Raw genomic sequence first — 21,711 nt, forward strand, 5'->3', positions numbered from 1 at the left:
TCGTCGAAGGCCTGGAATGCCTGGACAGCCTGGGGAAGGGGTGCAGCGCTCACGAAGTGTTCTTTCCACGTTGAGTGCCCCGTGGCAGGGCCGAACGTCCTTTCTAAGACGCCACGCTGCGTTCGAGCAGGTATCGACCGCTCGTCCCGCTGTCGGACAGCGGCTTACTGTAGAGCGGCTTGGGCCGGCGTTCAACTCGCCGGCTTCGGCGTGCGCTCCGGCAGGCGCACCGGCACGTAGGCCAGGCGCCTGTCGCGCATGACCAGCAGCGCGACGCTGCGGCCCGGCGCGACGGCCGAGAGGCTGCGCTGGAAGTCCTCGATGCGCTCGAGCCGGGTGTCGTTCACCGCGACGATGAGGTCGCCCGGGCGGATGCCTTCGCTGCGGGCCGCACCCGAGGCTTCGCGCACCATGAGACCGCCGTCGACGCCCAGTTGCAGGCGCTGGCTGGACGAGAGCTCGCCCAGGCTCAGGCCGAGGCCGTCGCCCCATTCGCCCGCGACGCTTGGCCGCAGGATGCCGCGCGGCGCGGGCTCTTCGGACAAGACGACCCAGAGCGTGTGCGCGGCGCCGCGCCGCCAGACCTCCATCGCATTGCGGCTGCCCGGCCGGCCCTGCGAGATCCGCTGCTGCAGATCGGTGGAGCGCGCGACCGGCTTGCCGTCGAAGCCGGTCACCACGTCGCCGCGAAGCAGCCCGGCGGATCGCGCGGGGCCGTTCGCATCCACGCCGACCACGAGGGCGCCTGCCGGCTGCTTCAGGCCGAAGGACTGCGCCAGCGCGGGTGTCATTTCCTGGAAGTCGGCGCCGATGCGAGCGCGCTGGACGCGCCCGGCGGACTTGAGCTGCCCCGCGATCCGCATCGCCAGGTTGATCGGCACCGCGAAGGACAGGCCCATGTAGCCGCCGCTGCCGCTGTAGATCATGGAGTTGATGCCGACCACTTCGCCGCGGCTGTTGAACAGCGGGCTACCCGAACTGCCGGGGTTGATCGCCACATCGGTCTGGATGTAGGGCACCTCGCCGCCGCCGGCGACATAGCGGTCGACCGCGCTCACCACGCCGGCCGTGACACTTCCGTGAAAACCGAAGGGCGCGCCGATCGCCGCGACCCAGTCGCCCGGCGCGAGGCCGGTCGAATCGCCGATGACCGCCGGCGAGAGGCCGCTCGCGTCGATCTTCATGAGCCCCACGTCGGTGCGCCGGTCCACGCCGAGCACGCGGCCCGGGAAGCGGCGCCCGTCGTCCAGGCGGACCTGCGCCTCGTCCACGCCGGCGATCACGTGCGCGCTGGTCAGGATCAGGCCGTCGCTCGTGAGGATCAGGCCCGAGGCGAGGTCGCGGGTCTGGCCCAGACGCACGCTGGCGGGCAGCGGCGAGGCGAGCCGGTCGGCGAAGTCCATCTCGGGCGCGATCTCCAGTTCGACCGCCCGGTCGTCCACGCCCCCGATGCGCAGCGTGCTGATGTCGACGATGCTGGCGCTGCGGCCGGCGACGAGGGAAGAGAAGGTGGGCGTGGCAGTGGTCGCCTGAGGGGAGGGTGCAACGACGGTGGCCTGCGATGGTGGCGTGGACGCGCACGCGGCCAGCAGCAAGGCAATGCCCAACACGGCGAGCCGGCCGAACGGGCGGCTCGCTGCGCGAGGTTTCCGGCTGGCGCGCCGGACTGACGAGGCGGCGGCACTGCGCATGGCGATGCGTTGGATCGTCGGCGTCGTCGGCTGGTTCCTGCCGTAGTGGTCAGTCGACACTGGATACTCACGATATGACCTCGTCCGCGCGAAGAAGCGCGCTGCGCGGGATGGTCAGGCCCATGGCCTTCGCGACCTTCAGGTTGATGATGAACTCGACCTTTGTCGGCTGCTCGAGCGGGAGGTCGCCGGGCTTGGCCCCATTGAGTATCTGCGCGGAAATCTCTGCCACCCGACGGAACATCGCCGCATAGTCGGGACCGTACGACAGGAGGCATCCGAAGCCTCGGTAGTCCACCATCAAGGGAATCCGGTGCGCTGCCTCGAATGCGATCCAGTCGTCCCGCAGCTTCGCGTTGATCTGGTTGGGCGACAGGAGCACGGCGTCCGCCTGCTCACGCTCGATTGACGCAACCGCGGCCGGGAAGTCGTCCGCAGCGTTGATCGGTAGCAGGAACAGGGTGACGCCGAGCATTCGCGCGCTTTCCCGGTAGCGTTCGAAAGCCGCATCGAGGCTCGCGCTGCTCAGGCCCGACAACCGCGCGCATTCCGGGCAGCGGGCAAATGCGATCCGGGTGACGGCGGGGACCGCGATCTTGAACAGTTCGATTCGCTTCGCCACCAGGTCGTCAGTGAAGTTGGACATCCCGGTGACCTGGCCGCCTGGATGCGCGAAGCTCGCGATGAGACCGGTGCGCAGCGGGTCGCTGATTCCGAACGTGACGACCGGGATGTTGCCGCCGGCATCGACCACGGCCTGCGCTGCCGTCGCACTGCCGGTCACGACCAGCTCGACACCCTTGTTGCGCATCTCGGTTGCGAACTCGGCGTAGCGTTCATTCCTGCCTTCCGCGTAGCGCCAGTCGATGGTGAGGTTTCGGCCCTGGGCGAAACCGAGTTCCACCAGCCGGTTCACGAACGCAGCGACGACCCGATCATCCTCGGCGCTGTTCTTGGCCGTGAACCCGAAGAAGGCAATGCGATAGGTATGCCCCGGAACCTGGGCCAGCGCTTTCGTCCCGAGCGCACACGCCAGGCCGTAGACGAGTCGACGACGATCGATCATGACCCCTCCTGCCTCTGGAGGCCGTCCCCCGAGCGGGGGGCGCTGCCCCGGGATCATGCCGATCCCGGGAGGTTCCGGTCAAGGGAACGGGTAGCTTCGGCTACCCGAGGTACTTGCCCCGCAGAAAGTCGAGGTAGGCCCTCGATTCGCGCGAGACGTAGGGCGACACGAGCGTGAGGGTGTAGTACGCCGCAAGTCCCGGATCGGCCTGTTGCAGCGCGTCGCGCCCCGGTACCAGGCGTTCGAAAGAGAGCCAGCAGGTGGTGGTGAACACGATCTGCAGCGCGAGCATCTGGGCCTCTTCTGCGGTGGCTTCGATGACGCCGGCGGCCACCAGTGCCTCGCACAGCGCCTTCGCCGCCAGCAGGTTCTGCGCGGTGAGCGCCTGCGCGCGCTGGCCGAGCGGTGGGTATTCGCCGCTCAGGTACGCCATGTCGCGATAGACGAAGCGGTACGCATCGATGGCTTCGAAGCGCAGGTGCAGAGACAGCCAGAGATCGTCGATCGCGCGCACGTTCGCCGCCGAGGCGTTGAGCAGCTCCAGCCGTTCCTCGAAGCGGCGGAACAGGCGCTCGACGATGAGCTGCTTGGCGTTGAAGTGGTAGTGCAGGTTGCCGGGGCTGATGCCGAGCTCGGCTGCGATGCGGTGCGTCGACACCGCTGCCAGCCCTTGCGCGTTGAACAGCGCCAGGCTGGCCTGGAGGATGCGTTCGCGGGTCTTGAGACTGGCCACGGCTGGCGCTGTCGCGGGGTGCGGACCGTCGGGCTTCAGCGCTTGCGGCGGCCAGGGCTGCCGGCGCCGCGCTCCAGCTGCTCGATGCGTTCCTGCAGCAGGCGCACCTGTTCGCGCAGCGCATGGACCTCCTGTGCGCCTGGCAGGCCGAGGCGCTGCATGGCGGCGGCCACGCGCTGGTCGAACACATCCTCGAACTTGCGCAGCCCGATGTCGAGCGCGGGAAATGCCCGCACAGCGCCGCTCCGGCCGCCGGCATTGCTGCCCTTCGGGACGCCGAGCAGCGTCTCGATCACGTTGGTCTGGTGCTTGACGACGTCGTCGCGCACATTGCCCAGCGCCTGAAGGCCCGCGCGCAGCAGGCCCTTGGCGCTGCCGGTTCCCTCCGCGGAAGGTGCCGGCGTGGCCGCCGTCTTCTTGCGCGGTGCGGTTTTCCTGGCGGCCGTGGTCTTGCGGGCCGGCGCGGCCTTGTCTTTCTTCTTCACGCTGTCGGCTTCATCGCGGCGAGTCGCCATGCGCTGCTCCTGAAAGATGTTCCGAAAGAGAGACCGCGCCCTCCCGCACCGGGATCAGGCCTTGAGTGCGCGCGAGCCGGCGCTGGCCCGACGGCGTGCGGCAGGCTTCGCCTTGGGAGTTTGCACCTCCGATTCAGCTTCCGCGGTGCCGGCCACGCGGCTCTCGATCTTCTTCGCGCCGGCGGCGACAGTGTCGGCGATCTTCACCGACGCGCTGGCGATCGGCTGGTGAATGCGGGTGATGGCGTCGATGACCGAGGTGCTCAGCGGTGCTTCGACACGCGCGGCGGCCTTGGCGACGGATTCGATACCGCTCGTGGCGGCCTCGGCGAAGCGGTCCATCAGCGCGACCACGCGGCCGTGCTCGATGTCGACGCGCTTCGCCAGGAAGCTGCCGTAGCGGGACGTGGCCCCACCGAGCAGGCGATGCGCACCGGCGCGCCAGGCGTTGACGAGCGTCTTGCCGGCGTCGTTGTACTGGCCGACGACATGGAGGGCGGCCGAGGAGATGTTCTGCGTGGACATGGTGGTTCCTTTGAAGTGAATCCGTCTTCGCCGGAAGTGGCGCGACGGGTTCATCTTCTTCGCAAAGCCCTAGGCCGGAAAAGCTAGATCGGTTCGATAGTTAGGCCAACTGCCCCAATTTCATTCGAGCGCCAGCGCGCCGCTGGGCAGATGCACGCGGAACGGCTCGCGTTCGGCCGCCGTCGCTGCTTCGCCCTCGGCCGGCTGCTCGGGCGCGCGCACCAGCAGCACGGGGGCGGAGGCCGAACGCAGGATCTGCTCGGCGCTGCTGCCGAGGAAGAGGCGCTTGGCGCCGCGGCGTCCATGGGTGCCCAGCACGATCAGGTCGGCGGGCCAGCTTGCGGCTTCCTTGATGATGACCTCATGGACCGCGCCATCGAAGGTGTCGCGCAGCACGCTGTCGACGGGGATACCGGCAGCCTCGACTTTCTGGCGGCATTCCACGAGCAGCTTGGCGCCGTTCTCGCGCAGCAGGCCCGTCCAGTCGCCGGCATAGCCGGAATAGGCATCCATCGCCATCGCGGCAGACAGCTCGTCGACCACATGGACCAGGCGCAGGCGGCCATTGGCGAGCCGCGCCACGGCAATGGCCTGGTCGAGGCCCTGCATCGAGGTCGGGCTGCCGTCGACGGGGACGAGGATCTGCTGGAACATGGGGCACTCCTTGTGGCGTGTTTGTACAGGTCCAGTATGCGCCTGAAGCGCGTGGGTTGCGATTGACCCAGGTCAAGCGCAATCCGCAACGGGGCGAGCGGTCACCGCCCGGCCCGGGGCTTCATCGCCCAGTGCCACGAAGATCAGGGACTTGATCTGCGCCACGCTGCCGACGCCATCGATGACCAGGTGCTTCGGCGCTGCGCCGGGGTCCGTGCTGGCCCAGTCCGTGTAGTAGTGGACGAGCGGCCGGGTCTGCTGGTCGTAGACCGCGAGGCGCTTGCGCACGGTTTCTTCCTTGTCGTCCTCGCGCTGGATCAGCGCTTCGCCGGTGATGTCGTCCTTGCCATCGACCTTCGGCGGATTGAACTTCACGTGGTAGGTGCGTCCGGAACCCGGATGCGAACGCCGTCCGCTCATGCGTTCGATGATTTCGGCGAAGGGGACCTCGATCTCCAGCAGATGGTCGATCCGGACGCCGGCCGTGCGCAGGGCTTCGGCCTGCGCCACCGTGCGGGGGAAGCCGTCGAGGAGAAAACCTCGTGCGCAGTCCGGCTGGGCGATGCGTTCCTTGACGAGATGGATGATCAGGTCGTCTTTCACGAGGCCCCCGGCCGCCATGACGGCCTTGGCCTCGCGCCCCAGCGGCGTTTCGGCCTTGACCGCGGCGCGCAACATGTCGCCCGTGGAAATCTGGGGAACCCCGTACTTCTGGCTGATGAAGGCGGCCTGGGTGCCCTTGCCCGCGCCGGGGGCGCCCAACAGGATCAGTCTCATGGTGTGCTCGTTGTCTGGTTTCACTCGATGGCGCTGGCCGAGCGCACGCGCTCGCGCAGCACGAACTTCTGGATCTTTCCGGTGGAGGTCTTGGGCAACTCGCCGAAGACGATGCGCTTGGGCAGCTTGAAGCGCGCCAGGAGCGGCCGGCAGAAGTCGATCAGGTCGGTCTCGGTCACCGCGCCACCCGCCTTGAGTTCGACGAAAGCGCAGGGCACCTCGCCCCACTTGGCATCGGGCAGGGCGACCACTGCGGCGCTGAGCACTGCCGGGTGGTGGTGCAGCGCATCCTCGACTTCGATCGAGGAGATGTTCTCGCCGCCCGAGATGATCACGTCCTTGCTGCGGTCGGTGATCTTCACGTAGCCGTCGGGATGCAGCACGCCCAGGTCGCCGGTGTGGAACCAGCCGCCGGCGAAGGCTTCCTCGGTGGCGCCGGGGTTCTTCAGGTAGCCCTTCATCACGGCATTGCCGCGGAACATGATTTCGCCGATGGTCTCGCCGTCGGCCGGCACCGGCTGCATGGTCTGCGGATCCAGCACCGTCACGGCGTCCTGCAGGGGGTAGGCCACGCCCTGGCGGCTGTTGAGCCGCGCGCGCTCCACGACGGGAAGCGACTCCCAGCCGGGCTGCTTGGCGCAGATGGCCGACGGGCCGTAAACCTCGGTCAGTCCGTAGACATGGGTGAGCTCGATGCCCGCCGCCTCGCAGCCCTCGATCACCGCCGCCGGAGGCGCCGCACCGGCCACCAGTCCGCGGATGGCGTGGCCGATCCCCTCGCGCAGTTCGGCCGGCGCGTTGATCATCAGGCTGTAGACGATCGGCGCGCCGCACATGCGGGTCACGTGGTGCTCGCGGATGAGGGCGTAGATCTGCACGGGATCGATGCGGCGCAGGCACACGCTGGTGCCCGCCGACAGCGCCATCACCCATGGAAAGCACCATCCGTTGCAGTGGAACATCGGCAGCGTCCACAGGTAGACCGAGCCGTCGGGCAGGTTCCAGGCGATGGCGTTGCTCGCGGCGTTCAGGTAGGCGCCCCGATGGTGGGTGACCACGCCCTTCGGATTGCCGGTAGTGCCGGAGGTGTAGTTGAGCGCGATGGCATCCCACTCGTCGGCCGGCAGCTGCCAGGCGTAGTCCGTGTCGCCTTCGTCCAGGAAGCTCTCGTAGTCGATCTCGCCCAGGCGCTGGCCGGGCGGCGCGAGATCGTCCTCGACCTCGATCACCAGGGGCCGGCGGTTGCCCAGCGCGGACAGGGCCTGCGCCATCACGCCGGAGAACTCGCGATCGGTCAGCACCACCTTGGCTTCGCCGTGCTCCAGCATGAATGCGATGGCCGAGGCATCCAGTCGCGTGTTCAGGGTGTTGAGCACCGCACCGCTCATCGGCACGCCGAAATGCGCCTCGAACATCGCGGGGGTGTTGGGCAGCATCACGGCGACCGTGTCGCCGGGGCCGATGCCGCGCGCGGCCAGCGCGCCGGCCAGCCGCCGGCAGCGCTCATAGGTCTGGGCCCAGCTTCGGCGCAGGCTGCCGTAGACGAGGGCCGTGCGCTCCGGATAGACGTGGGCGGCCCGCTCGATGAAGCTGAGGGGCGACAGTGCGACGAAATTCGCCGCGTTCTTGTCCAACCCCAGCGCATAGGGATTGATGTGCGTCATGGCTCTCTCCTGATGGCGCACATAGCTTCGCGGACAAAGTTTTCACCAACCCCGCTGAAAGATGACGAATGTTTGCAAGGACGCTTCGAGACCGGCCTAGCGTGAGCCGCCAGGTGCGCCCGGCCTGAGCAGAATCCTCTTGGTGCACTCGAACCACAAGAAGCTCATGCCCGAAACGGCCAGCGCAGCCGCCAGCAGGACGGGTGAGAGCGGCGCGAACGAGAACAGGCGGCTGACCGCAGGAACGGTGAGCACGAGCCCCAGCAGTGCGATCGTGCCCAGCACAATCCAGGCGAACTGTCTGTTCGACTCGCGGTTGCCCCGCTGCGGAGCGCGCGACCACGACCGATTGGTCTGGATCAGTGCCAGGTTGGATAGCACCAGGGCCATGAAGGTCAATGTCCGCGCCACTTCGTCGCCATCGACACTCGGCGGGGCCTGCAGCCGGGCGCCCGCGTAGACCGCCAGCAGCAGCGCGAGCAAGCCGACGCCTTGCCAGAGACCACGGACCAGCAAGGCCGCGTCGAAAAGACGTTGGTCCGCGCGGCGCGGCGGGGTCTTCATGGCATCGGCTTCCAATGGCTGGGCCTCGAACACCACCGAGCAGGCCGGGTCGATGATCAGTTGCAGGAACAGGATGTGCACCGGCATGAGCAGCATCGGCCAGCCCAGCAGCACCGGGACGATGGACAGGCCGACGATCGGCACGTGCGCGGCCACCACGAAGACGATGGCCTTTCGGAGGTTCGCGAACACGCGGCGCCCGTAGCGCACCGCGGTCACGAGTGAGGCGAAGTCGTCGTTCATGAGGACCAGCGCGGCTGCCTCTCGCGCCACCTCGGTGCCGCGGGCACCCATCGCGACCCCGATGTCGGCCGCTTTCAGCGCGGGTGCATCGTTGACGCCATCGCCGGTCATGGCCACCACATCGCCGCGCGCGACGAACGCGCGAACGAGTCGCAGCTTCTGGTCAGGCTGCACGCGAGAAAAGATGTGTGCCTCGGCGAGCCGCGCTTGAAGAGCTTCATCGGACAGTGTCGCCAGCTCGGCTCCGGTGATGGGGGGGCCATCGGTCGTCAGGCCGGCTTGCCGCGCGACCGAGACGGCGGTCGCGGAATGGTCGCCGGTCATCATCACGACGCGGATGCCGGCTTTCCGGCATTCGGCGATGGCCTGGGGCACATCGGGGCGCACCGGATCTTCCAGACCCACAAGTCCGAGAAACCGGAACTCGAAGTCGTGCTGCAGCTCCGGCAACGCGGCCGCGCCAAAGGTGGCCTGCGCCACGCCCAGCACGCGCAGGCCGTCCTGCGCCATCGCTCGCACCTGCGCGGCCACCATCGCGGCCCGATCGGCATCCATGTGGCAGAGGTCGACGATGGCTTCCGGGGCACCCTTGGCCGCGATGAGCCTTTCCCGCTGGTCCGGCGACTGCCAGACGCGCGACATGGCGAGCATTTCCGGCGACAGGGGATAGTCGTCGACCAGCGTCCAGTCGGCGTGCAGGTGCTCGGTGCCGGCGAGCAGTTGTTGCCCCGCGAAGGCGATGGCTGACTCCATCGGGTCGAAGGCGCGCCGATGGCTGGCAAGCACGGCGTACTCGAGGACGCCATGCAGTTCTTCCTGCAGGACCTGACCCGCCGACGACAGTCGGTCGTAGACCGCCTCTTCTGACCACACTCGCCGCACGGTCATCCTGTTGGCGGTCAGCGTGCCGGTCTTGTCCACGCACAGCACCGTGGTGGCGCCGAGCCGCTCGATGGCGGGAATGCTGCGGGCCAGGACCTTCTCGCGTGCCAGCCTCCAAGCGCCCAGGCCCAGGAAGAGCGTGAGGACGACCGGGAGTTCTTCCGGCAGGATGGCCATCGCAAGCGTGAGCCCTGCGAGCACGCCGTGCAGCCAGTCGCCTCGGGTGATCCCGTAGGCAACGGCGAGGACGCCGGCCAGCGCCAGTCCGACGGCAGCCACCTGCTTGACCACGCGGCGGGTCTCCTGCTGGATCGGCGTGGAGTCGGCCGCGATACCCGCGAGCGACTTGCCGATGCGTCCCAGCGCGCTGTGCTCGCCGGTGGCGATCACGCAGCCGCGCCCGGTGCCGCTCGTGACCAGCGTGCCGGAGAAAACCTTTGCGGTGTCAATCGCCGGATGCGACGCCGCCGCTTCCTTGGCCACCGGCATGGACTCGCCGGTCAGCAGCGATTCGTCGACAGCGAGGTTGGACGCCTCGACGAGATCCATGTCGGCGGGGACGCGGTCGCCTTCGGCCAGCAACACCACATCGCCCACCACCAGCTCTCGCGCGGCGATCCGGCGTGCCGTCGGTCCGCGAAGAACCAGTGCCTGTGGACTGGACAGGTCGCGCAAGGCATCGAGGGCGCGTTCGCTGCGTCGCTGCTGGAAAAAGCTGATGCCCATCACCACGAAGACGAAGCCGAGCAGCATCAGTGCTTCCTGGGGATCGCCGAGCACCATGTAGATGACGCCGCATGCCACCAGCAGAAGGAACATCGGCTCGGACGCCACCTCGAGCGCCAGCCGCAGCAGGCCGCGCGGGCGCGAGACCGGCAATTCGTTCGGGCCGTCCCGTCGCAGCCGCAGCGCCGCTTCGTCCTCGCTCAGGCCGCCGCCCAGCGGCCGAAACGCCGATGCGGGCGGGGCCTCGCTCATGGGGCCGTATGGCGGACTGCCCCGCGCCGGCCGGTCACTTCACCACCACGACGGGCTGCTTCGCGGTGGCGAGCACGCGTTGCGCCACGGAGCCGATCAACAGGTCGGCCACTGCGCTGCGGCCCTTCGAGCCCAGCACGATCATGTCGAACTTGCCCTTGTCGGCGCAGGCTACGATTTCCTGTGCCACGTGACCGGTGCGGATCTCGATGTCGTAGCCGATGCCGTCGGCCTGCAGCAGCTTGCGGGCCGGCTTGAGTTCCTTTTCGCTGAGCTCGCGCAGGTAGTCCGCGACTTCGGCCTTGCCGACGAAGGACTTGGCATGGCGCAGGCCGGCGTCGTCGTGGACGCTGATCAGCGTGATCTTGTTCGACCCGGTGCGAAGCAGGTGCCCGAGCCTGGCCGCATATTGGACGGCGCGCAGCGAGTTCTTGGACCCATCGGTCGCGACTAGGATTTTCATGAAACGATCCTCCGGTTGTTGTTGGTCTGCAAAGTGTAGGGCCCGGCTCAGCCTTGCCGCACCAGCGGAACGCTGCGCTTCGTCACGCGCGCGCCGTCGCGCAGGGCCGCGGACGGATAGACGATCACTTCGGTGCCGGCCTGGATGCCGCCCTGCACCCAGGCCTCGGCGCCGTTGCGTCCGCCGATCTCGACAGGCACGAGCCGTGCCCGTCCTTCCGTGACGGCGAAGACGGCCATGCCTTCGTCGGGCAAGGGGAACACCGCGCTCACCGGAACGCGCAGCGCCGAGGGGCGGTCCACCGTCACGATCCGCACGCCCACGCGGTATCCGTCGCCCAGTGCCTGCCACGACGACGGGGGGCTCGTGATGTCGATGATCACGTTGACGCGTTGCTCCTCGATCCCGAGGGCCGATACCTTGGTGAACGCGGCAGGCTCGATGCGCCGCACGCGGCCTTCGAGCGTGCCGGGCGAGCCCCAGCGCTCGATGCGCACCACCGCGCCCACTCGCGTCTGCACGGCGTCGGTGGTCAGCAGCTCGGTCACGATCTCCAGTTGCGAGATGTCGCCGACCTCCAGCACGGGAGCCCCGAGCGCCAGGGTGGTCTCGCTGGGCTGCACCACCTTGAGCACGCGTCCCGCCACCGGCGAGCGCAGCGGAAAGCTGCCCCCCTGGCCCGAAGGACTTCGCGACATCAGCAGCGCCGCGCGCGCTGTCTCCAACTCGTGCGTCGCGGCATGGCGGCCCTGCAGCGCCGCGTCGACGTCCTTTTGTGCGGCCTGCTCCAGGAGCCGGTCGGACTCCACCTTGGCCGGTGCGATGAAGTTGTCGCGCGCCAGCTTCTCGGAGCGACGCAGTTCCGAGCGCGCCAACTCGAGTGCGACGCGGGTACGCTGCACATTGGCATCCGCGCGCTGGACGATGGCCTCGGCGACCTCCACGCGGGTGTCCTGCTCTCGACGTGTGCGCTCGTCGAGCATCGGCGAGAGTACGGGCGTCAGTGTCGCGACCGTGTCGCCGGCCGCCACCGCATCGCCCTCCCGCAAGGTGATTCGCGTCAGCCGTCCGGCCAGCGGCGCAGTGATGACGTAGCGGTCGCGCAGGCGCGTGCGAGCGTCCTCCGCGATGGATTGCTCGTAGGGCCCGACGGTGGCGGTCGCCACTTCGACCGCGATGGGACGCGGCGCGAACGCCCAGGCCAGCAGGCCGGCCAGCACCGCGCCCGCGGCGATCGTCATGACCAGGGTATTGCGCTTCATGTCATGCTCATTCTCGCGTCTTCAAGGCGGAGACCATGTCGAGCCGGTCGATGCGCCGCCGTACCACCAGCGCACTCGCGGCCGCCGCGGCGAGGATCGCCAGCGCCGCCAGCGCATAGGTGCGCGCGGAGATGACGACCGGGAAGAAGAACTGGTCCGATTTCAGCAGGCCTGCGATGACGTGGACCAGCCCCAGGCCGCCGAGCATGCCGAGCGGCAACGCCACCGCGATGCCGAGCGCCAGCTCGCCCAGCAGCAATCCCGACACTTCGGCCCGCGTGAAGCCCAGCACACGCAGGCTTGCCAGCTCCCAGGCGCGCTCCGCGAGCGCGATGCGGACGTTGTTGTAGACCACGCCCACGGCGATGACCACGGCGAACAGCGTCAGCACCGTGCTCATGATGAGGATGTTGCGTGCCGTCACCTCCTGCATGTTGCGCAGCATCGTCGCCTTGCTGAAGGCGCCCGCCGCACGGGGCAGGCCTTGCGTGGCCTGCAGGAAGCGGGTCTCGCTGCCGCGTTCGAGGGCCAGCACGAAGCCGGTGGCCACATCGCCCTCGCCGAGCGCACGGTTCAATGCCGTGCGATTCATGTAGGCATTCAGGCCCATCATTTCGCGCACGGTCGCTTCCACCCGCAGCGTCAGCTGGCTGCGGCGACCTTCCTGCACGTCGACGCGCACCGCATCGCCCACCCGCAGCCCGAGCTTGTCGGCCAGGCGGTCGGTCAGGACGATGCCGTCGCCGCCCGGCAGCGTCTGCATTCCATCGACATCGATGATGCGCAGCAACTCGCTGTGCACCGGTCCGCCGCGCACCATCACGCGCTGGCGCCGCGGCCCGTTGACGAGCGTGACCTGCACATCGCGTAGCGACTCGTGGGTCAGCACGCCGGGCAGGCGCGCGAGCTGCAGCGCGATGGCGCCGTCGACCGGCTCGGTCATCCACACCGAGACGTCGCTGCGCATCGACAGGCCGAAGGTGCTGTCCACGATCACTTCGATTGCGTCCCGGAAGAAGTTGCCCATGACGACGATGGCCAGCGCGGCCGCGATACCGCCGATCGACAGGCCGGTGCGCAGCGGCTTGCGCTCCATGTTGCGCAGGATCATCCGCAGCGCGGGGCTCAAGCCGGTGAAACCGAGCCGCTCCGCGAGCGTGCGGCGGAAGCGCCCGGGTGCCGGCGGCCGCATGGCTTCGGCAGGCGTCAGCCGCACGGTGGCGAGGATCGCCGAGAGGGTGCCGAGCACGCCGGCGCCCAGCGTCAGTCCGCCTGCCAGCAGGACGAGGGTGGGGTCCATGCGGTGCTCGAAATGCGCGAAGTGAAAGACCTCCGCATACAGCCCGACGAAGGCGGCCCCCAACCAGTCGCCAAGCACGATCCCGAGCCCGATGCCCAGGGAGACGATCAGCAGCACCAGCTTGAGGTAGTGGGCTGCGATCGCCCTGTTCGAATAGCCGAGCGCCTTCAGCGCGGCGATCTGCTCGCGCTGCGTGGCGACGAGCCGCGAGATCACCACGTTGAGCAGGAAGGCGGCCACGCCCAGGAAGATCGACGGCAGCACCGTGCCGAGTACGCGCTGCTCCTTGATCTCGTTGTCCAGCATCGCGTGCGAGATCTGGTCGATGCGGCCGCGCGGCAAGGCGCCGCCGTAGCGCGCGAGCGGCTGCGCAAGCGCGTCGATCACCTCGGCCTCCGTGACGCGGCGTGCGCCTTCGGGCGCGAGCCGCACGGCCAGCGTGTTGAAGGCGCCGTCCATGTCGTAGGCGGCCGCCAGAGCGTCCCGGTCGACCCAGAAGATGCCGAAGCCGCGCTGGTCGGGCATGCCCCAGAGCCCGGCGAAGACGAACTCCGGCGACACGGCGACGCCGACGATGCGCAGGCGCCGCTTGCGGCCATTGACCAGGGCGCCCACCGAGTCGCCCGGGCGCAGGCCGCGCGCCTGGGCAAAGCCCTGCGACACCAGCGCATCGATCGTGTCGCGCACCGGCTCGTCGATGCCGGTCTGGTCGAACAGGCCGGCGCCCTGGACGATCGCGACCTGGTTCAGGTGCGGCGGGCGGCGACGGTCCACGCCGATCAGCTGGCCCAGCACCGGATCGCTGCTTCCGGCGATGTCGACACGCACCACCTCCTCGATCGTTGGCTGCACGTCCGCCACGCCCGGCAGCGTGCGAAGCTGTTCGGCCAATGCCAGGGGCGCGCGCTTGACCGTGGCGAAGACGTCCGCGAACCGGCCCTCGGCGTAGAACGTGTCGCGCGCCACGGCCAGCGAATCGACGGCGGAAAGGCTCGTGAGGAACCCGCCCACGCCGCTGGCCACCACGAGCGCGATCGTGAGCGCCTGGCTCCACATCGCGCGCAGGTCGCGCAGCAGCTTGCGGTCGAGTGCTTTCATGGCCGGCTCACCACGCGAGCTCCGCGGACGTCACGCGCTTCGCGTTGCGCTCGATTCGCTGGACCCTGCCGTCCGCCAGGTAGATGACACGATCGGCCATGCCGGCGATCGCCGCGTTGTGCGTGATCACCAGCGCAGTGGTGCCCAGCTCGAGGTTGATGCGCGCGATGACGTCGAGCACCAGCTTGCCGGTCGCATAGTCCAGCGCGCCGGTCGGCTCGTCGCACAGCAGCACCTGCGGCCGCTTGACGATGGCACGCGCGATGGCCACGCGTTGCTGCTCGCCGCCCGAGAGCTGGGACGGAAAGTGGTCGCGCCGTGCCGACAGCGCGACGCGTTCGAGCGCTTCGTCGATGGGCATGGGGTCGGCCGCGATGTCGGTGACCAGCGCCACGTTCTCGCGCGCCGTCAGGCTGGGGATGAGGTTGTAGAACTGGAAGACGAATCCGACATGCTCGCGCCGGTAGCGGGTGAGTGCCTCGTCGTTCGCGGATGTCAGGTCGTGGTCCAGGTAGCGCAGGCTGCCTGTGGTGGCCACTTCCAGGCCGCCGAGGATGTTCAGCAAGGTCGACTTGCCGCTGCCCGACGGCCCGAGCAGCACGACGAACTCGCCGGACGCGATGTCCAGGTCCACGTCGCGCAGGGCGATCACGTCGACGTCTCCGGCACGGTAGGTCTTGCCCAGGCCGCGGGCACGAAAGACAGGTTGTAACGATGGGACGGCCATATCCGATGTTTCAGCATTCGGCCACGACAGCCCTTGATCTGGCTCAAAGGGCGGCAGGCGGCAGGGGATGCGGTCGGAGACGGCCGGGCTGCAGGACGCAGCGTTAAGGAAACGCTAAGACCTCGGCGACACGATGGCCATCCAAGGAGTTGCCATGAAGTTGTTGAAATTGCACTGGCCCGCACGTCATCGGCCCGTCGCCGCCGCGGCCTGGATCGCTGCCGTCGTCGTCGCGCCGGCGGCTGGTGCCGCCACCCCCGCAGACCTGCTCGCCGGCTACGTCGCAGAAGCAGGAGCCGCCGGGGACCCCGCACGAGGGCAGTTGATGTTCAACAGCCGCCACGGGCGCGATTGGAGTTGCGCCTCGTGCCACGGCGCGGAGCCCACGGCGCCCGGGCGGCACGCGGCTACCGGCAAATCCATTGCCCCTCTCGCCCCGGCTTTCAATCCCGAGCGGTTCACTGACGCCGCCAAGGCTGACAAGTGGTTCCGCCGCAATTGCAATGACGTGGTGGGCCGCGAGTGCACCGCCGCGGAGAAGGCCGATGTGTTGAGTTGGTTGATCAAGCTCAAGCCCTGAGGCGATGACGATGCAGACACTTCACCCAGGAAATCCCATCATGGCTGACCGCTTCCGCCACGCAGGCACATGGGCCTGCATGCTTGCCGCGCTCATCGGTTCACAGGTCTGGGCCGACGAGGCAGGCGGTGCCGCACGGGTGCCCCTGCTGCCGAAGTACCGCGAGGAGTGCGCCGCCTGCCATATCGCCTACCCGCCAGGCATGCTGCCGGCGGCCTCCTGGCAGCGCATCCTGGCGACATTGCCCAGTCACTACGGCACCGATGCCTCGCTGGACCCCGGCACGGTGAGTGCGCTGGCAGGCTGGCTGAGTGCCAATGCCGCCACCAGCGGGCGGCGGAGCGAGCCGCCACCGGACGACCGCATCACGCGCTCGGCCTGGTTCATCCGGAAGCACCGCGAGGTATCGCCCGCCGTCTGGAAGCTGCCCAGCGTCAGGAGCGCCGCCAATTGCGCAGCCTGCCACGCCCAAGCCGATCAAGGAGATTTCAATGAACGCAACGTCCGCTACCCCCGCTGAACGCGACAGAGCCGGCCCCGGTTCTGCCAGGATCCTTGTCTGGGACGTGCCGGTGCGCGTCTTTCACTGGCTCATCGTGCTGTGCTTTGCCGGCGCCTACCTCACCGCGGAGCGCGAATCGTGGCGCCTGGTGCACGTGACGCTGGGGTACACGATGGCGGGCCTGGTTGTCTTTCGCCTCCTGTGGGGCGTCATGGGCACGCGCCATGCGCGTTTCTCGAACTTCGTGCGCGGGCCGCGGGCTGTCATGGACTACGTTCGCAGCATGCTTCGCGGACGCACGCGACACTATGCAGGGCACAACCCCGCAGGCGCCATCGCCATCGTTGCGCTGCTCGGACTCGCGCTTGCGGTGACGGCGTCGGGCTGGGCCACTTACGAAGACGTCGCAGGCGAGTGGCTGGAAGAGTTCCACGAAGCCGCGGCCAACATCATGCTCGGCGTCGTCGGCGTCCATATCGCCGGTGTGCTCCTCGGAAGCTGGCTGCATCGCGACAACCTGATCGGCGCCATGATCACCGGCCGCAAGACGGGCCGCCCCGAGGACGGTGTGGGCCGCGCCTGGCGCAGTGTCGGCATCCTCATGCTGGTGGCGGTGCTCGGCTTCTGGTGGACCCAGTGGAATAGTCCGCCGACGCGCGCCGACAACGGTCCGGCCGCTGTATCCGGCAAAGCGGCCGGCCAGGCTCAGGACGACGATTGACCCGCCATGCGTGTTCTGTTGGCCGAAGATGACCCCCTGCTCGGCGACGGCCTTCGCGCGGGGCTGCGCCAGCTCGATTTCCAGGTCGACTGGGTGCGGGACGGCGAGGCGGCCGAACGCGAACTGCGCGCAGAGCCGTATGCGGCGGCAGTCCTGGACCTCGGCCTGCCGTTGAAAGACGGCCTGCCCGTGCTCGCCGCCGTGCGCAAGGCCGGCGTGGCGATACCCATCCTGGTCTTGACGGCGCGCGACGGCGTGCCCGACCGCATTCGCGGGCTCGATGTCGGTGCCGACGACTACGTCGTCAAGCCCGTCGACCTGCATGAACTCGCGGCGCGTCTCCGGGCACTGATTCGCCGCGCTCACGGCCAGCCGCAGGAATGTCTTCGCACCCAGGATGTCGAGCTCAACCCGGCTGCACACACGGTGCATCTTGCGGGCAAGCCGGTTGCGCTGCCCGCTCGCGAATTCGCTCTGCTGCACGCGCTGATGCTGAATGCCGGACGCGTGCTCTCGCGCGAACAACTCGAGCAGCGCCTGTATAGCTGGGGCCAGGAAGTGGAGAGCAATGCGATCGAGGTGCATGTGCATCACCTGCGTCGCAAGCTCGGCGCCTCGCTCATCCAGACTGTGCGCGGCGTGGGCTACATGCTCGTGCGCGACAAGCCGGGTCGTTGATGACGATGCCCCGCTCGCTCCAGGGTCGTCTTCTGTCCCTCGTGCTGTGCCTGGTGACATGCGTGTGGCTCGCATCCGCGGTGATGACCTGGCTCGACGTGCGCCACGAGCTGGACGAACTCCTGGACGGGCATCTGGCGCAGGCAGCCGCGATGCTGGTTGCACAGCAGATGCACGAGCCGACCGAGGAGGACCGGGACGTCGAGGCCCCGGTCCTGCATCGCTACGCGCCCAAGGTGGCCTTCCAGGTCTTCCATGAAGGCCGCCTCACGCTGCGTTCCGCCAACGCGCCTTCCCAGCCGATGATCGCTCCCGGACGGCGCTTCAACGCGGGCTTCAGCACGACCGGGATCGACGGTTCGACATGGCGCGTCTTCGCGGCGCACGGCAGCGAGCGCGATGTGCAGGTGTATGTGGGCGAGCGTCTGGATTCGAGATCCTCGATTCTCTGGGCCGTCCTGCGAAGCGCGCTCTGGCCGGCATTCGTCGCGTTGCCTCTTCTTGCGCTCTCGGTGTGGTGGGCGGTCCGTCGCGGCACGCTGCCGCTCAGACGGCTCGGCCAGATGCTCGCGCGACGCGAGCCGCAGGCGTTGAGCCCGGTCGTGATCGACGGCGCTCCGTCGGAGATGGCGCCGATGCTCGACGCACTCAATGGCCTGTTCCGCCGCATCGGCGAACTCCTGGAGTCGGAACGCCGCTTTACGGCAGACGCCGCGCACGAACTGCGCACGCCCATCGCCGCCATCCGCGCACAGGCGCAGGTCGCGCTCGCCGAGGCCGACGATGGCCGGCGGTGCCACGCGCTGGAAGCGACGCTCGCCGGCTGTGACCGGGCCGCGCACCTGGTCGAGCAGTTGCTGACGCTGTCGCGCCTCGAGGCCGGCGCAGACCTCGCGAGCGAGTCGGTGGAACTGTGCGCCCTCGTGCGCAGCGTGGTGGCCGAAGTTGCACCGGCAGCCATCCACAAGCAACAGACCATTGAAGTCGACGCGACGCACGAATGCCTGGTTCGTGGCGATCCGATGCTGTTCGTCGTACTGGTGCGCAATCTGGTCGACAACGCAATCCGCTACAGCCCGGCGCGGGCGGCGGTCCACATCGAAGTCGAGTGCCGGCAAGGCCGTGTGCGACTCGAGGTCGAGGACAGCGGCCCCGGCATGAAGGACGAAGACATCGCGCGGTGCGGAGAACGCTTCTTTCGCGTGCTCGGCAGCGGCGAGAGCGGCAGCGGCCTGGGATGGTCCATCGTGCGGCGGGTCGCATCCGCACAGCAGGCGGCGGTCCGCATCGGACGGTCGACTCGCCTGGGCGGTCTTGCCGTGAGCGTCGAGTGGGCGGCTAGTGGAATGCCCTCGCATCGACAGGTGTCGTGACTTGCCTCATGAAGGTCGTCAGGGCATCGACTCTTGGAATGTGAATTTCGCGGCGGCCTTTTTCCAGAAAGCGGATGACATCGCCGCGCGCCATGCGGGACAGGGCACGGCTGACGGTCTCGAGTGTCATGCCCAGGTAATTGCCGATCTCGGCACGCGTCATCCGCAGGGAGATCTGGTCGGTGCGCAGCCCTCGCTTCTCCATCGCCTCTGCCCAGTAGTGGAGGAAGCCGGCGACCCGTGCGTCCGCCGGGAGCGCGCACAGGGACTGGAGCGACTCGTGGTCGCGGGCGAGCTGCCTGCTCATCGCCTGGTGCAGCGCGCTCAGGAGGGCGGGCGTGCGCAGGGCGGCGTTCAGGAGATCCTCATAGCGGAACGACCAGACTTCGCCCGTATCCATGGCAATCGCGTCGCAGCCGTAATGCCCGCTGGCGATGCCGTCCAGGCCCAGCCAGTCGCCGCGGAAGTGCAGGGCGACCACCTGTTCGCGGCCTTCGCTGGACAGGTTCACCATCTTCACCAGGCCCGAATTCACCACGTACAGCGAGCCGAAATCCTGGCCGACCTGGTAGATCGCGTCGCCGGCATGCACCATCCGCCGTTGCACCGGGAGCGTTGCCTGCACCAGATGGAGCGTGTCGGCAATTCGCTGCCCGAAGGAGATTTCTTCCACTGCACGCCGACCGGATTCGATTGTCATCGCCTTGCTCCTCTGTTGATTGGATGGTTGTCAGCGTAGGCGCGGTGTGAAACAGTTCACTGAATGCCCAAGACGACTGCGTAACGCTGCGTGAATGCCGTGTAAACGGCCTGTGGCAATTGCGCTGCGTCAAACGAACGGAGCCGCGCCTGCGCGATGCTGGGCGGCCTTCAAGGAGCGCGCCATGACATTTGCACTGCCAGCCGCCTGTGTTCTGTTGGGGGTTCTCCTGTGCGGGCCGCCCGCTGCCGCGCAGTCGCGTGGAGAACTCCTCTACACCACCCATTGCGTGGCCTGCCACACGACGGAGGTCCACTGGCGCGACCGCCGCCTGGCGACGGACTGGGACAGCCTCCAGGCGCAGGTGGCGCGTTGGCAGTCGATCGGGTTCCTCGCCTGGAGCGACGACGACATCGCCGCCGTGACCAAGTACCTCAACGAGAGCTACTACGGCTTCAAGCCGCGCAGCGGTGCGCCGATGGTGCTCACCCCCGCGGCGAAAACCTGCGAGGGTTCTCGCTGCTGAAGCATCGGAAGGTCCCGGAGGTCGTGATCACTTGAGTGCGATGTCCCCGCGAAGGATGGCCGCCCTGGCGGCCAGGATGGGCGAGGACGCGCTCAGGCAGCGGCTCGCCATGGAGAGGGAGCAGGACAGCCATCACTACCGGCATGTGGAGGACTTCCTGCACCCGGAACACCTGCCCTCCGCGGGCCGGATGATCCATCGCGTCCTCACCGCCGTGGGCCTGCGCGCACGCGGCCGAAGCAACGCGCGGCGGATCCGGGTCGGTCACAACCGGGTGCACCTGGGCCGGCTGCCGGAGGCATTCGAGGGCTGCACGCTGCTGCATCTGAGCGACCTGCATCTGGACGTGGGACGCCACTACGTGGATGCGCTGGTGGCCACGGTCCGTGGGCTGGCTTGCGATGCCTGCGTGCTCACGGGCGACTACCGCTTCGGCATCCAGGGCTCGTGCGCACCGGCGATCGCGGCGCTGGAGCGGCTCGTCCCGCTGCTGCCGCAGCCGGTGTTTGCGGTGCTGGGCAATCACGACGGCATTGCGCTCGTCGAGGGCCTCGAGCAACTGGGCGTTCGCGTGCTCATGAACGAGCGCGCGACGCTCGAGCGCGGCGGCGCGCAATTGCACATCGCCGGCATCGACGACGCCCATTACTTCCGCACGCACGACATCGCGCGCGCGCGGGACGGACTGCCGCCGGAGGCGTGCGCGATCCTTCTTTCGCACACGCCGGAGCCCTATCGCATCGCAGCAGCACACGGCTTCGACCTGATGCTGAGCGGGCATACGCATGGCGGCCAGATCTGCCTGCCCGGCGGGATCCCGGTGCTGACGGATTGCCCCGCACCGCGCAGTGTGGCGCGGGGGGCGTGGCGTTTCGGCCGCATGCAGGGCTTCACCTCGGTGGGCTGCGGCTGCTCGATCATCGACGCGCGCTTTCACTGCCCGCCAGAAGTCACGGTGCACGTGCTTCATGGCGCCGAGACCAGCCGCAGTCAGTAGGGACGGTCGCGCAAGCCCATGCGGTGGAACAGCCACGCCACCGGGGTTTCCATCAGCAGGAAAGCGAGCGTCACGCCCGCAATCACCGGCCAGGGGATCGCCAGCGCGTGCTGCAAAGCCAGCAGCGGCAGCAGCGATTCGGGAATCTGGTCGATGCCGAAGGACTGTCCGCTCGGTGCGATGCCCAGACGGCGCTTGACGAAACTCGAAAGCGCGTCCCCCGTCATGGCCAGGAGGCCGAACAGGGCGCCCACGTCAGGCGGGAAGCCGAGAACGGGCGCGACGACCGCAGCCGCCATCACCGCGGCGGCGAGCCCGCGCCAGGTCTTCGAGGGGCCGAGCCACGGCCGGCCGTCGAGGAAAGGGCGGCCGAAATCGATCGGGACGCACCAGTACTCGCCCAGCATGCCCTTGAAAAGGATCGGTGCGCCGTTGGCAGCGGTGAGCAGCAACAGCAGGCGCACCCCCAGCCAGAACGTTTCCATGTCTATC

The 21,711-nt window shown here is 68.4% G+C and carries 22 protein-coding genes; 7 read left to right on the forward strand and 15 right to left on the reverse strand.

Annotated elements, in window-relative coordinates; translation table 11 throughout:
• Positions 1 to 191: 191 nt before the first annotated feature.
• From BLW05_RS08935 to BLW05_RS08995, 13 genes are all read right to left on the reverse strand, one after another.
• Positions 192 to 1,751 (reverse strand): trypsin-like peptidase domain-containing protein, encoded by a 1,560-nt coding sequence (locus BLW05_RS08935; RefSeq protein WP_256330120.1) that lies wholly within the window; start codon positions 1,749 to 1,751, stop codon positions 192 to 194.
• 7 nt (positions 1,752 to 1,758) lie between these two features.
• Entirely contained in the window at positions 1,759 to 2,757 is a 999-nt protein-coding gene (locus BLW05_RS08940; protein WP_177142596.1) for an ABC transporter substrate-binding protein, read from the reverse strand.
• Between the two features lie 100 nt (positions 2,758 to 2,857).
• A complete protein-coding gene (locus BLW05_RS08945; protein WP_093161833.1) occupies positions 2,858 to 3,490 on the reverse strand; it encodes a TetR/AcrR family transcriptional regulator in 633 nt (210 codons plus the stop codon).
• A gap of 35 nt (positions 3,491 to 3,525) precedes the next feature.
• Positions 3,526 to 4,005, reverse strand: coding sequence for a phasin family protein (locus BLW05_RS08950; protein ID WP_093161835.1), 480 nt, complete (start codon positions 4,003 to 4,005; stop codon positions 3,526 to 3,528).
• A 54-nt stretch (positions 4,006 to 4,059) separates the two neighbouring features.
• A complete protein-coding gene (locus BLW05_RS08955) occupies positions 4,060 to 4,530 on the reverse strand; it encodes a hypothetical protein (protein WP_093161836.1) in 471 nt (156 codons plus the stop codon).
• A gap of 120 nt (positions 4,531 to 4,650) precedes the next feature.
• Positions 4,651 to 5,184, reverse strand: coding sequence for a universal stress protein (locus tag BLW05_RS08960; RefSeq protein WP_093161838.1), 534 nt, complete (start codon positions 5,182 to 5,184; stop codon positions 4,651 to 4,653).
• A 72-nt stretch (positions 5,185 to 5,256) separates the two neighbouring features.
• Positions 5,257 to 5,961, reverse strand: coding sequence for an adenylate kinase (adk, locus tag BLW05_RS08965; protein ID WP_093161839.1), 705 nt, complete (start codon positions 5,959 to 5,961; stop codon positions 5,257 to 5,259).
• A gap of 20 nt (positions 5,962 to 5,981) precedes the next feature.
• Positions 5,982 to 7,625, reverse strand: a complete 1,644-nt coding sequence (locus BLW05_RS08970) for an acyl-CoA synthetase (protein ID WP_093161841.1) — start codon at positions 7,623 to 7,625, stop codon at positions 5,982 to 5,984.
• Between the two features lie 96 nt (positions 7,626 to 7,721).
• Complete coding sequence (locus BLW05_RS08975; RefSeq protein ID WP_093161843.1) at positions 7,722 to 10,292, reverse strand: cation-translocating P-type ATPase; 2,571 nt, start codon at positions 10,290 to 10,292, stop codon at positions 7,722 to 7,724.
• A gap of 34 nt (positions 10,293 to 10,326) precedes the next feature.
• Positions 10,327 to 10,755 carry a universal stress protein gene (locus BLW05_RS08980; protein WP_093161845.1) on the reverse strand — a complete coding sequence of 143 codons (429 nt, stop codon included), beginning with the start codon at positions 10,753 to 10,755 and terminating at the stop codon, positions 10,327 to 10,329.
• 47 nt (positions 10,756 to 10,802) lie between these two features.
• On the reverse strand, positions 10,803 to 12,017 hold the full coding sequence (locus BLW05_RS08985; protein ID WP_093161847.1) for an efflux RND transporter periplasmic adaptor subunit: 1,215 nt from the start codon (positions 12,015 to 12,017) through the stop codon (positions 10,803 to 10,805).
• A gap of 7 nt (positions 12,018 to 12,024) precedes the next feature.
• Positions 12,025 to 14,415, reverse strand: coding sequence for an ABC transporter permease (locus tag BLW05_RS08990; protein ID WP_093161849.1), 2,391 nt, complete (start codon positions 14,413 to 14,415; stop codon positions 12,025 to 12,027).
• Positions 14,416 to 14,422: 7 nt separating this feature from the next.
• The gene (locus BLW05_RS08995; protein WP_093161851.1) at positions 14,423 to 15,142 is read right to left on the reverse strand and encodes an ABC transporter ATP-binding protein; all 720 of its coding nucleotides are present in this window, start codon (positions 15,140 to 15,142) and stop codon (positions 14,423 to 14,425) included.
• Positions 15,143 to 15,296: 154 nt separating this feature from the next.
• Here BLW05_RS08995 and BLW05_RS09000 point away from each other — a divergent pair, with 154 nt between their 5' ends.
• From BLW05_RS09000 to BLW05_RS09020, 5 genes are read left to right on the forward strand one after another with little or no spacing between them, the layout of a single operon-like run.
• Positions 15,297 to 15,722 (forward strand): DUF1924 domain-containing protein, encoded by a 426-nt coding sequence (locus BLW05_RS09000; protein WP_093162159.1) that lies wholly within the window; start codon positions 15,297 to 15,299, stop codon positions 15,720 to 15,722.
• 40 nt (positions 15,723 to 15,762) lie between these two features.
• Positions 15,763 to 16,242 carry a diheme cytochrome c gene (locus BLW05_RS09005; protein ID WP_093161852.1) on the forward strand — a complete coding sequence of 160 codons (480 nt, stop codon included), beginning with the start codon at positions 15,763 to 15,765 and terminating at the stop codon, positions 16,240 to 16,242.
• On the forward strand, positions 16,214 to 16,945 hold the full coding sequence (locus BLW05_RS09010) for a cytochrome b/b6 domain-containing protein (RefSeq protein ID WP_093161854.1): 732 nt from the start codon (positions 16,214 to 16,216) through the stop codon (positions 16,943 to 16,945). The genes BLW05_RS09005 and BLW05_RS09010 overlap by 29 nt, the downstream gene beginning before the upstream one ends.
• Positions 16,946 to 16,951: 6 nt before the next feature.
• Positions 16,952 to 17,623: a winged helix-turn-helix domain-containing protein gene (locus BLW05_RS09015; protein WP_093161855.1), complete on the forward strand. Its 672-nt coding sequence runs from the start codon at positions 16,952 to 16,954 to the stop codon at positions 17,621 to 17,623.
• The gene (locus BLW05_RS09020) at positions 17,623 to 18,996 is read left to right on the forward strand and encodes an ATP-binding protein (protein ID WP_093161857.1); all 1,374 of its coding nucleotides are present in this window, start codon (positions 17,623 to 17,625) and stop codon (positions 18,994 to 18,996) included. The genes BLW05_RS09015 and BLW05_RS09020 overlap by 1 nt, the downstream gene beginning before the upstream one ends.
• Here the strand turns inward: BLW05_RS09020 and BLW05_RS09025 are convergent.
• The gene (locus BLW05_RS09025) at positions 18,962 to 19,696 is read right to left on the reverse strand and encodes a Crp/Fnr family transcriptional regulator (RefSeq protein ID WP_093161858.1); all 735 of its coding nucleotides are present in this window, start codon (positions 19,694 to 19,696) and stop codon (positions 18,962 to 18,964) included. The genes BLW05_RS09020 and BLW05_RS09025 overlap by 35 nt on opposite strands.
• Positions 19,697 to 19,880: 184 nt before the next feature.
• Between BLW05_RS09025 and BLW05_RS09030 the strand changes: the two genes are divergently transcribed.
• Positions 19,881 to 20,222 carry a cytochrome c family protein gene (locus tag BLW05_RS09030; RefSeq protein ID WP_093161860.1) on the forward strand — a complete coding sequence of 114 codons (342 nt, stop codon included), beginning with the start codon at positions 19,881 to 19,883 and terminating at the stop codon, positions 20,220 to 20,222.
• Between the two features lie 40 nt (positions 20,223 to 20,262).
• Positions 20,263 to 21,219, forward strand: coding sequence for a metallophosphoesterase (locus BLW05_RS09035; protein WP_093161861.1), 957 nt, complete (start codon positions 20,263 to 20,265; stop codon positions 21,217 to 21,219).
• Here BLW05_RS09035 and BLW05_RS09040 read toward each other — a convergent pair.
• Positions 21,213 to 21,704: a CDP-archaeol synthase gene (locus BLW05_RS09040; RefSeq protein ID WP_093161863.1), complete on the reverse strand. Its 492-nt coding sequence runs from the start codon at positions 21,702 to 21,704 to the stop codon at positions 21,213 to 21,215. The genes BLW05_RS09035 and BLW05_RS09040 overlap by 7 nt on opposite strands.
• Positions 21,705 to 21,711: the final 7 nt, after the last annotated feature.

Source organism: Variovorax sp. YR216 (assembly GCF_900107745.1).
GTDB lineage: Bacteria > Pseudomonadota > Gammaproteobacteria > Burkholderiales > Burkholderiaceae_C > Variovorax.

Bases quoted from the DNA above. Each gene is read 5' to 3' on its own strand.
- BLW05_RS08940 (WP_177142596.1), bottom strand. From the start codon at position 2,757: ATGATCGATCGTCGTCGACTCGTCTACGGCCTGGCGTGTGCGCTCGGG.
- BLW05_RS08950 (WP_093161835.1), bottom strand. From the start codon at position 4,005: ATGGCGACTCGCCGCGATGAAGCCGACAGCGTGAAGAAGAAAGACAAG.
- BLW05_RS08955 (WP_093161836.1), bottom strand. From the start codon at position 4,530: ATGTCCACGCAGAACATCTCCTCGGCCGCCCTCCATGTCGTCGGCCAG.
- BLW05_RS08960 (WP_093161838.1), bottom strand. From the start codon at position 5,184: ATGTTCCAGCAGATCCTCGTCCCCGTCGACGGCAGCCCGACCTCGATG.
- adk (WP_093161839.1), bottom strand. From the start codon at position 5,961: ATGAGACTGATCCTGTTGGGCGCCCCCGGCGCGGGCAAGGGCACCCAG.
- BLW05_RS08970 (WP_093161841.1), bottom strand. From the start codon at position 7,625: ATGACGCACATCAATCCCTATGCGCTGGGGTTGGACAAGAACGCGGCG.
- BLW05_RS08975 (WP_093161843.1), bottom strand. From the start codon at position 10,292: ATGAGCGAGGCCCCGCCCGCATCGGCGTTTCGGCCGCTGGGCGGCGGC.
- BLW05_RS08980 (WP_093161845.1), bottom strand. From the start codon at position 10,755: ATGAAAATCCTAGTCGCGACCGATGGGTCCAAGAACTCGCTGCGCGCC.
- BLW05_RS08985 (WP_093161847.1), bottom strand. From the start codon at position 12,017: ATGAAGCGCAATACCCTGGTCATGACGATCGCCGCGGGCGCGGTGCTG.
- BLW05_RS08990 (WP_093161849.1), bottom strand. From the start codon at position 14,415: ATGAAAGCACTCGACCGCAAGCTGCTGCGCGACCTGCGCGCGATGTGG.
- BLW05_RS08995 (WP_093161851.1), bottom strand. From the start codon at position 15,142: ATGGCCGTCCCATCGTTACAACCTGTCTTTCGTGCCCGCGGCCTGGGC.
- BLW05_RS09000 (WP_093162159.1), top strand. From the start codon at position 15,297: ATGAAGTTGTTGAAATTGCACTGGCCCGCACGTCATCGGCCCGTCGCC.
- BLW05_RS09005 (WP_093161852.1), top strand. From the start codon at position 15,763: ATGGCTGACCGCTTCCGCCACGCAGGCACATGGGCCTGCATGCTTGCC.
- BLW05_RS09010 (WP_093161854.1), top strand. From the start codon at position 16,214: ATGAACGCAACGTCCGCTACCCCCGCTGAACGCGACAGAGCCGGCCCC.
- BLW05_RS09015 (WP_093161855.1), top strand. From the start codon at position 16,952: ATGCGTGTTCTGTTGGCCGAAGATGACCCCCTGCTCGGCGACGGCCTT.
- BLW05_RS09020 (WP_093161857.1), top strand. From the start codon at position 17,623: ATGACGATGCCCCGCTCGCTCCAGGGTCGTCTTCTGTCCCTCGTGCTG.
- BLW05_RS09025 (WP_093161858.1), bottom strand. From the start codon at position 19,696: ATGACAATCGAATCCGGTCGGCGTGCAGTGGAAGAAATCTCCTTCGGG.
- BLW05_RS09030 (WP_093161860.1), top strand. From the start codon at position 19,881: ATGACATTTGCACTGCCAGCCGCCTGTGTTCTGTTGGGGGTTCTCCTG.
- BLW05_RS09035 (WP_093161861.1), top strand. From the start codon at position 20,263: ATGTCCCCGCGAAGGATGGCCGCCCTGGCGGCCAGGATGGGCGAGGAC.
- BLW05_RS09040 (WP_093161863.1), bottom strand. From the start codon at position 21,704: ATGGAAACGTTCTGGCTGGGGGTGCGCCTGCTGTTGCTGCTCACCGCT.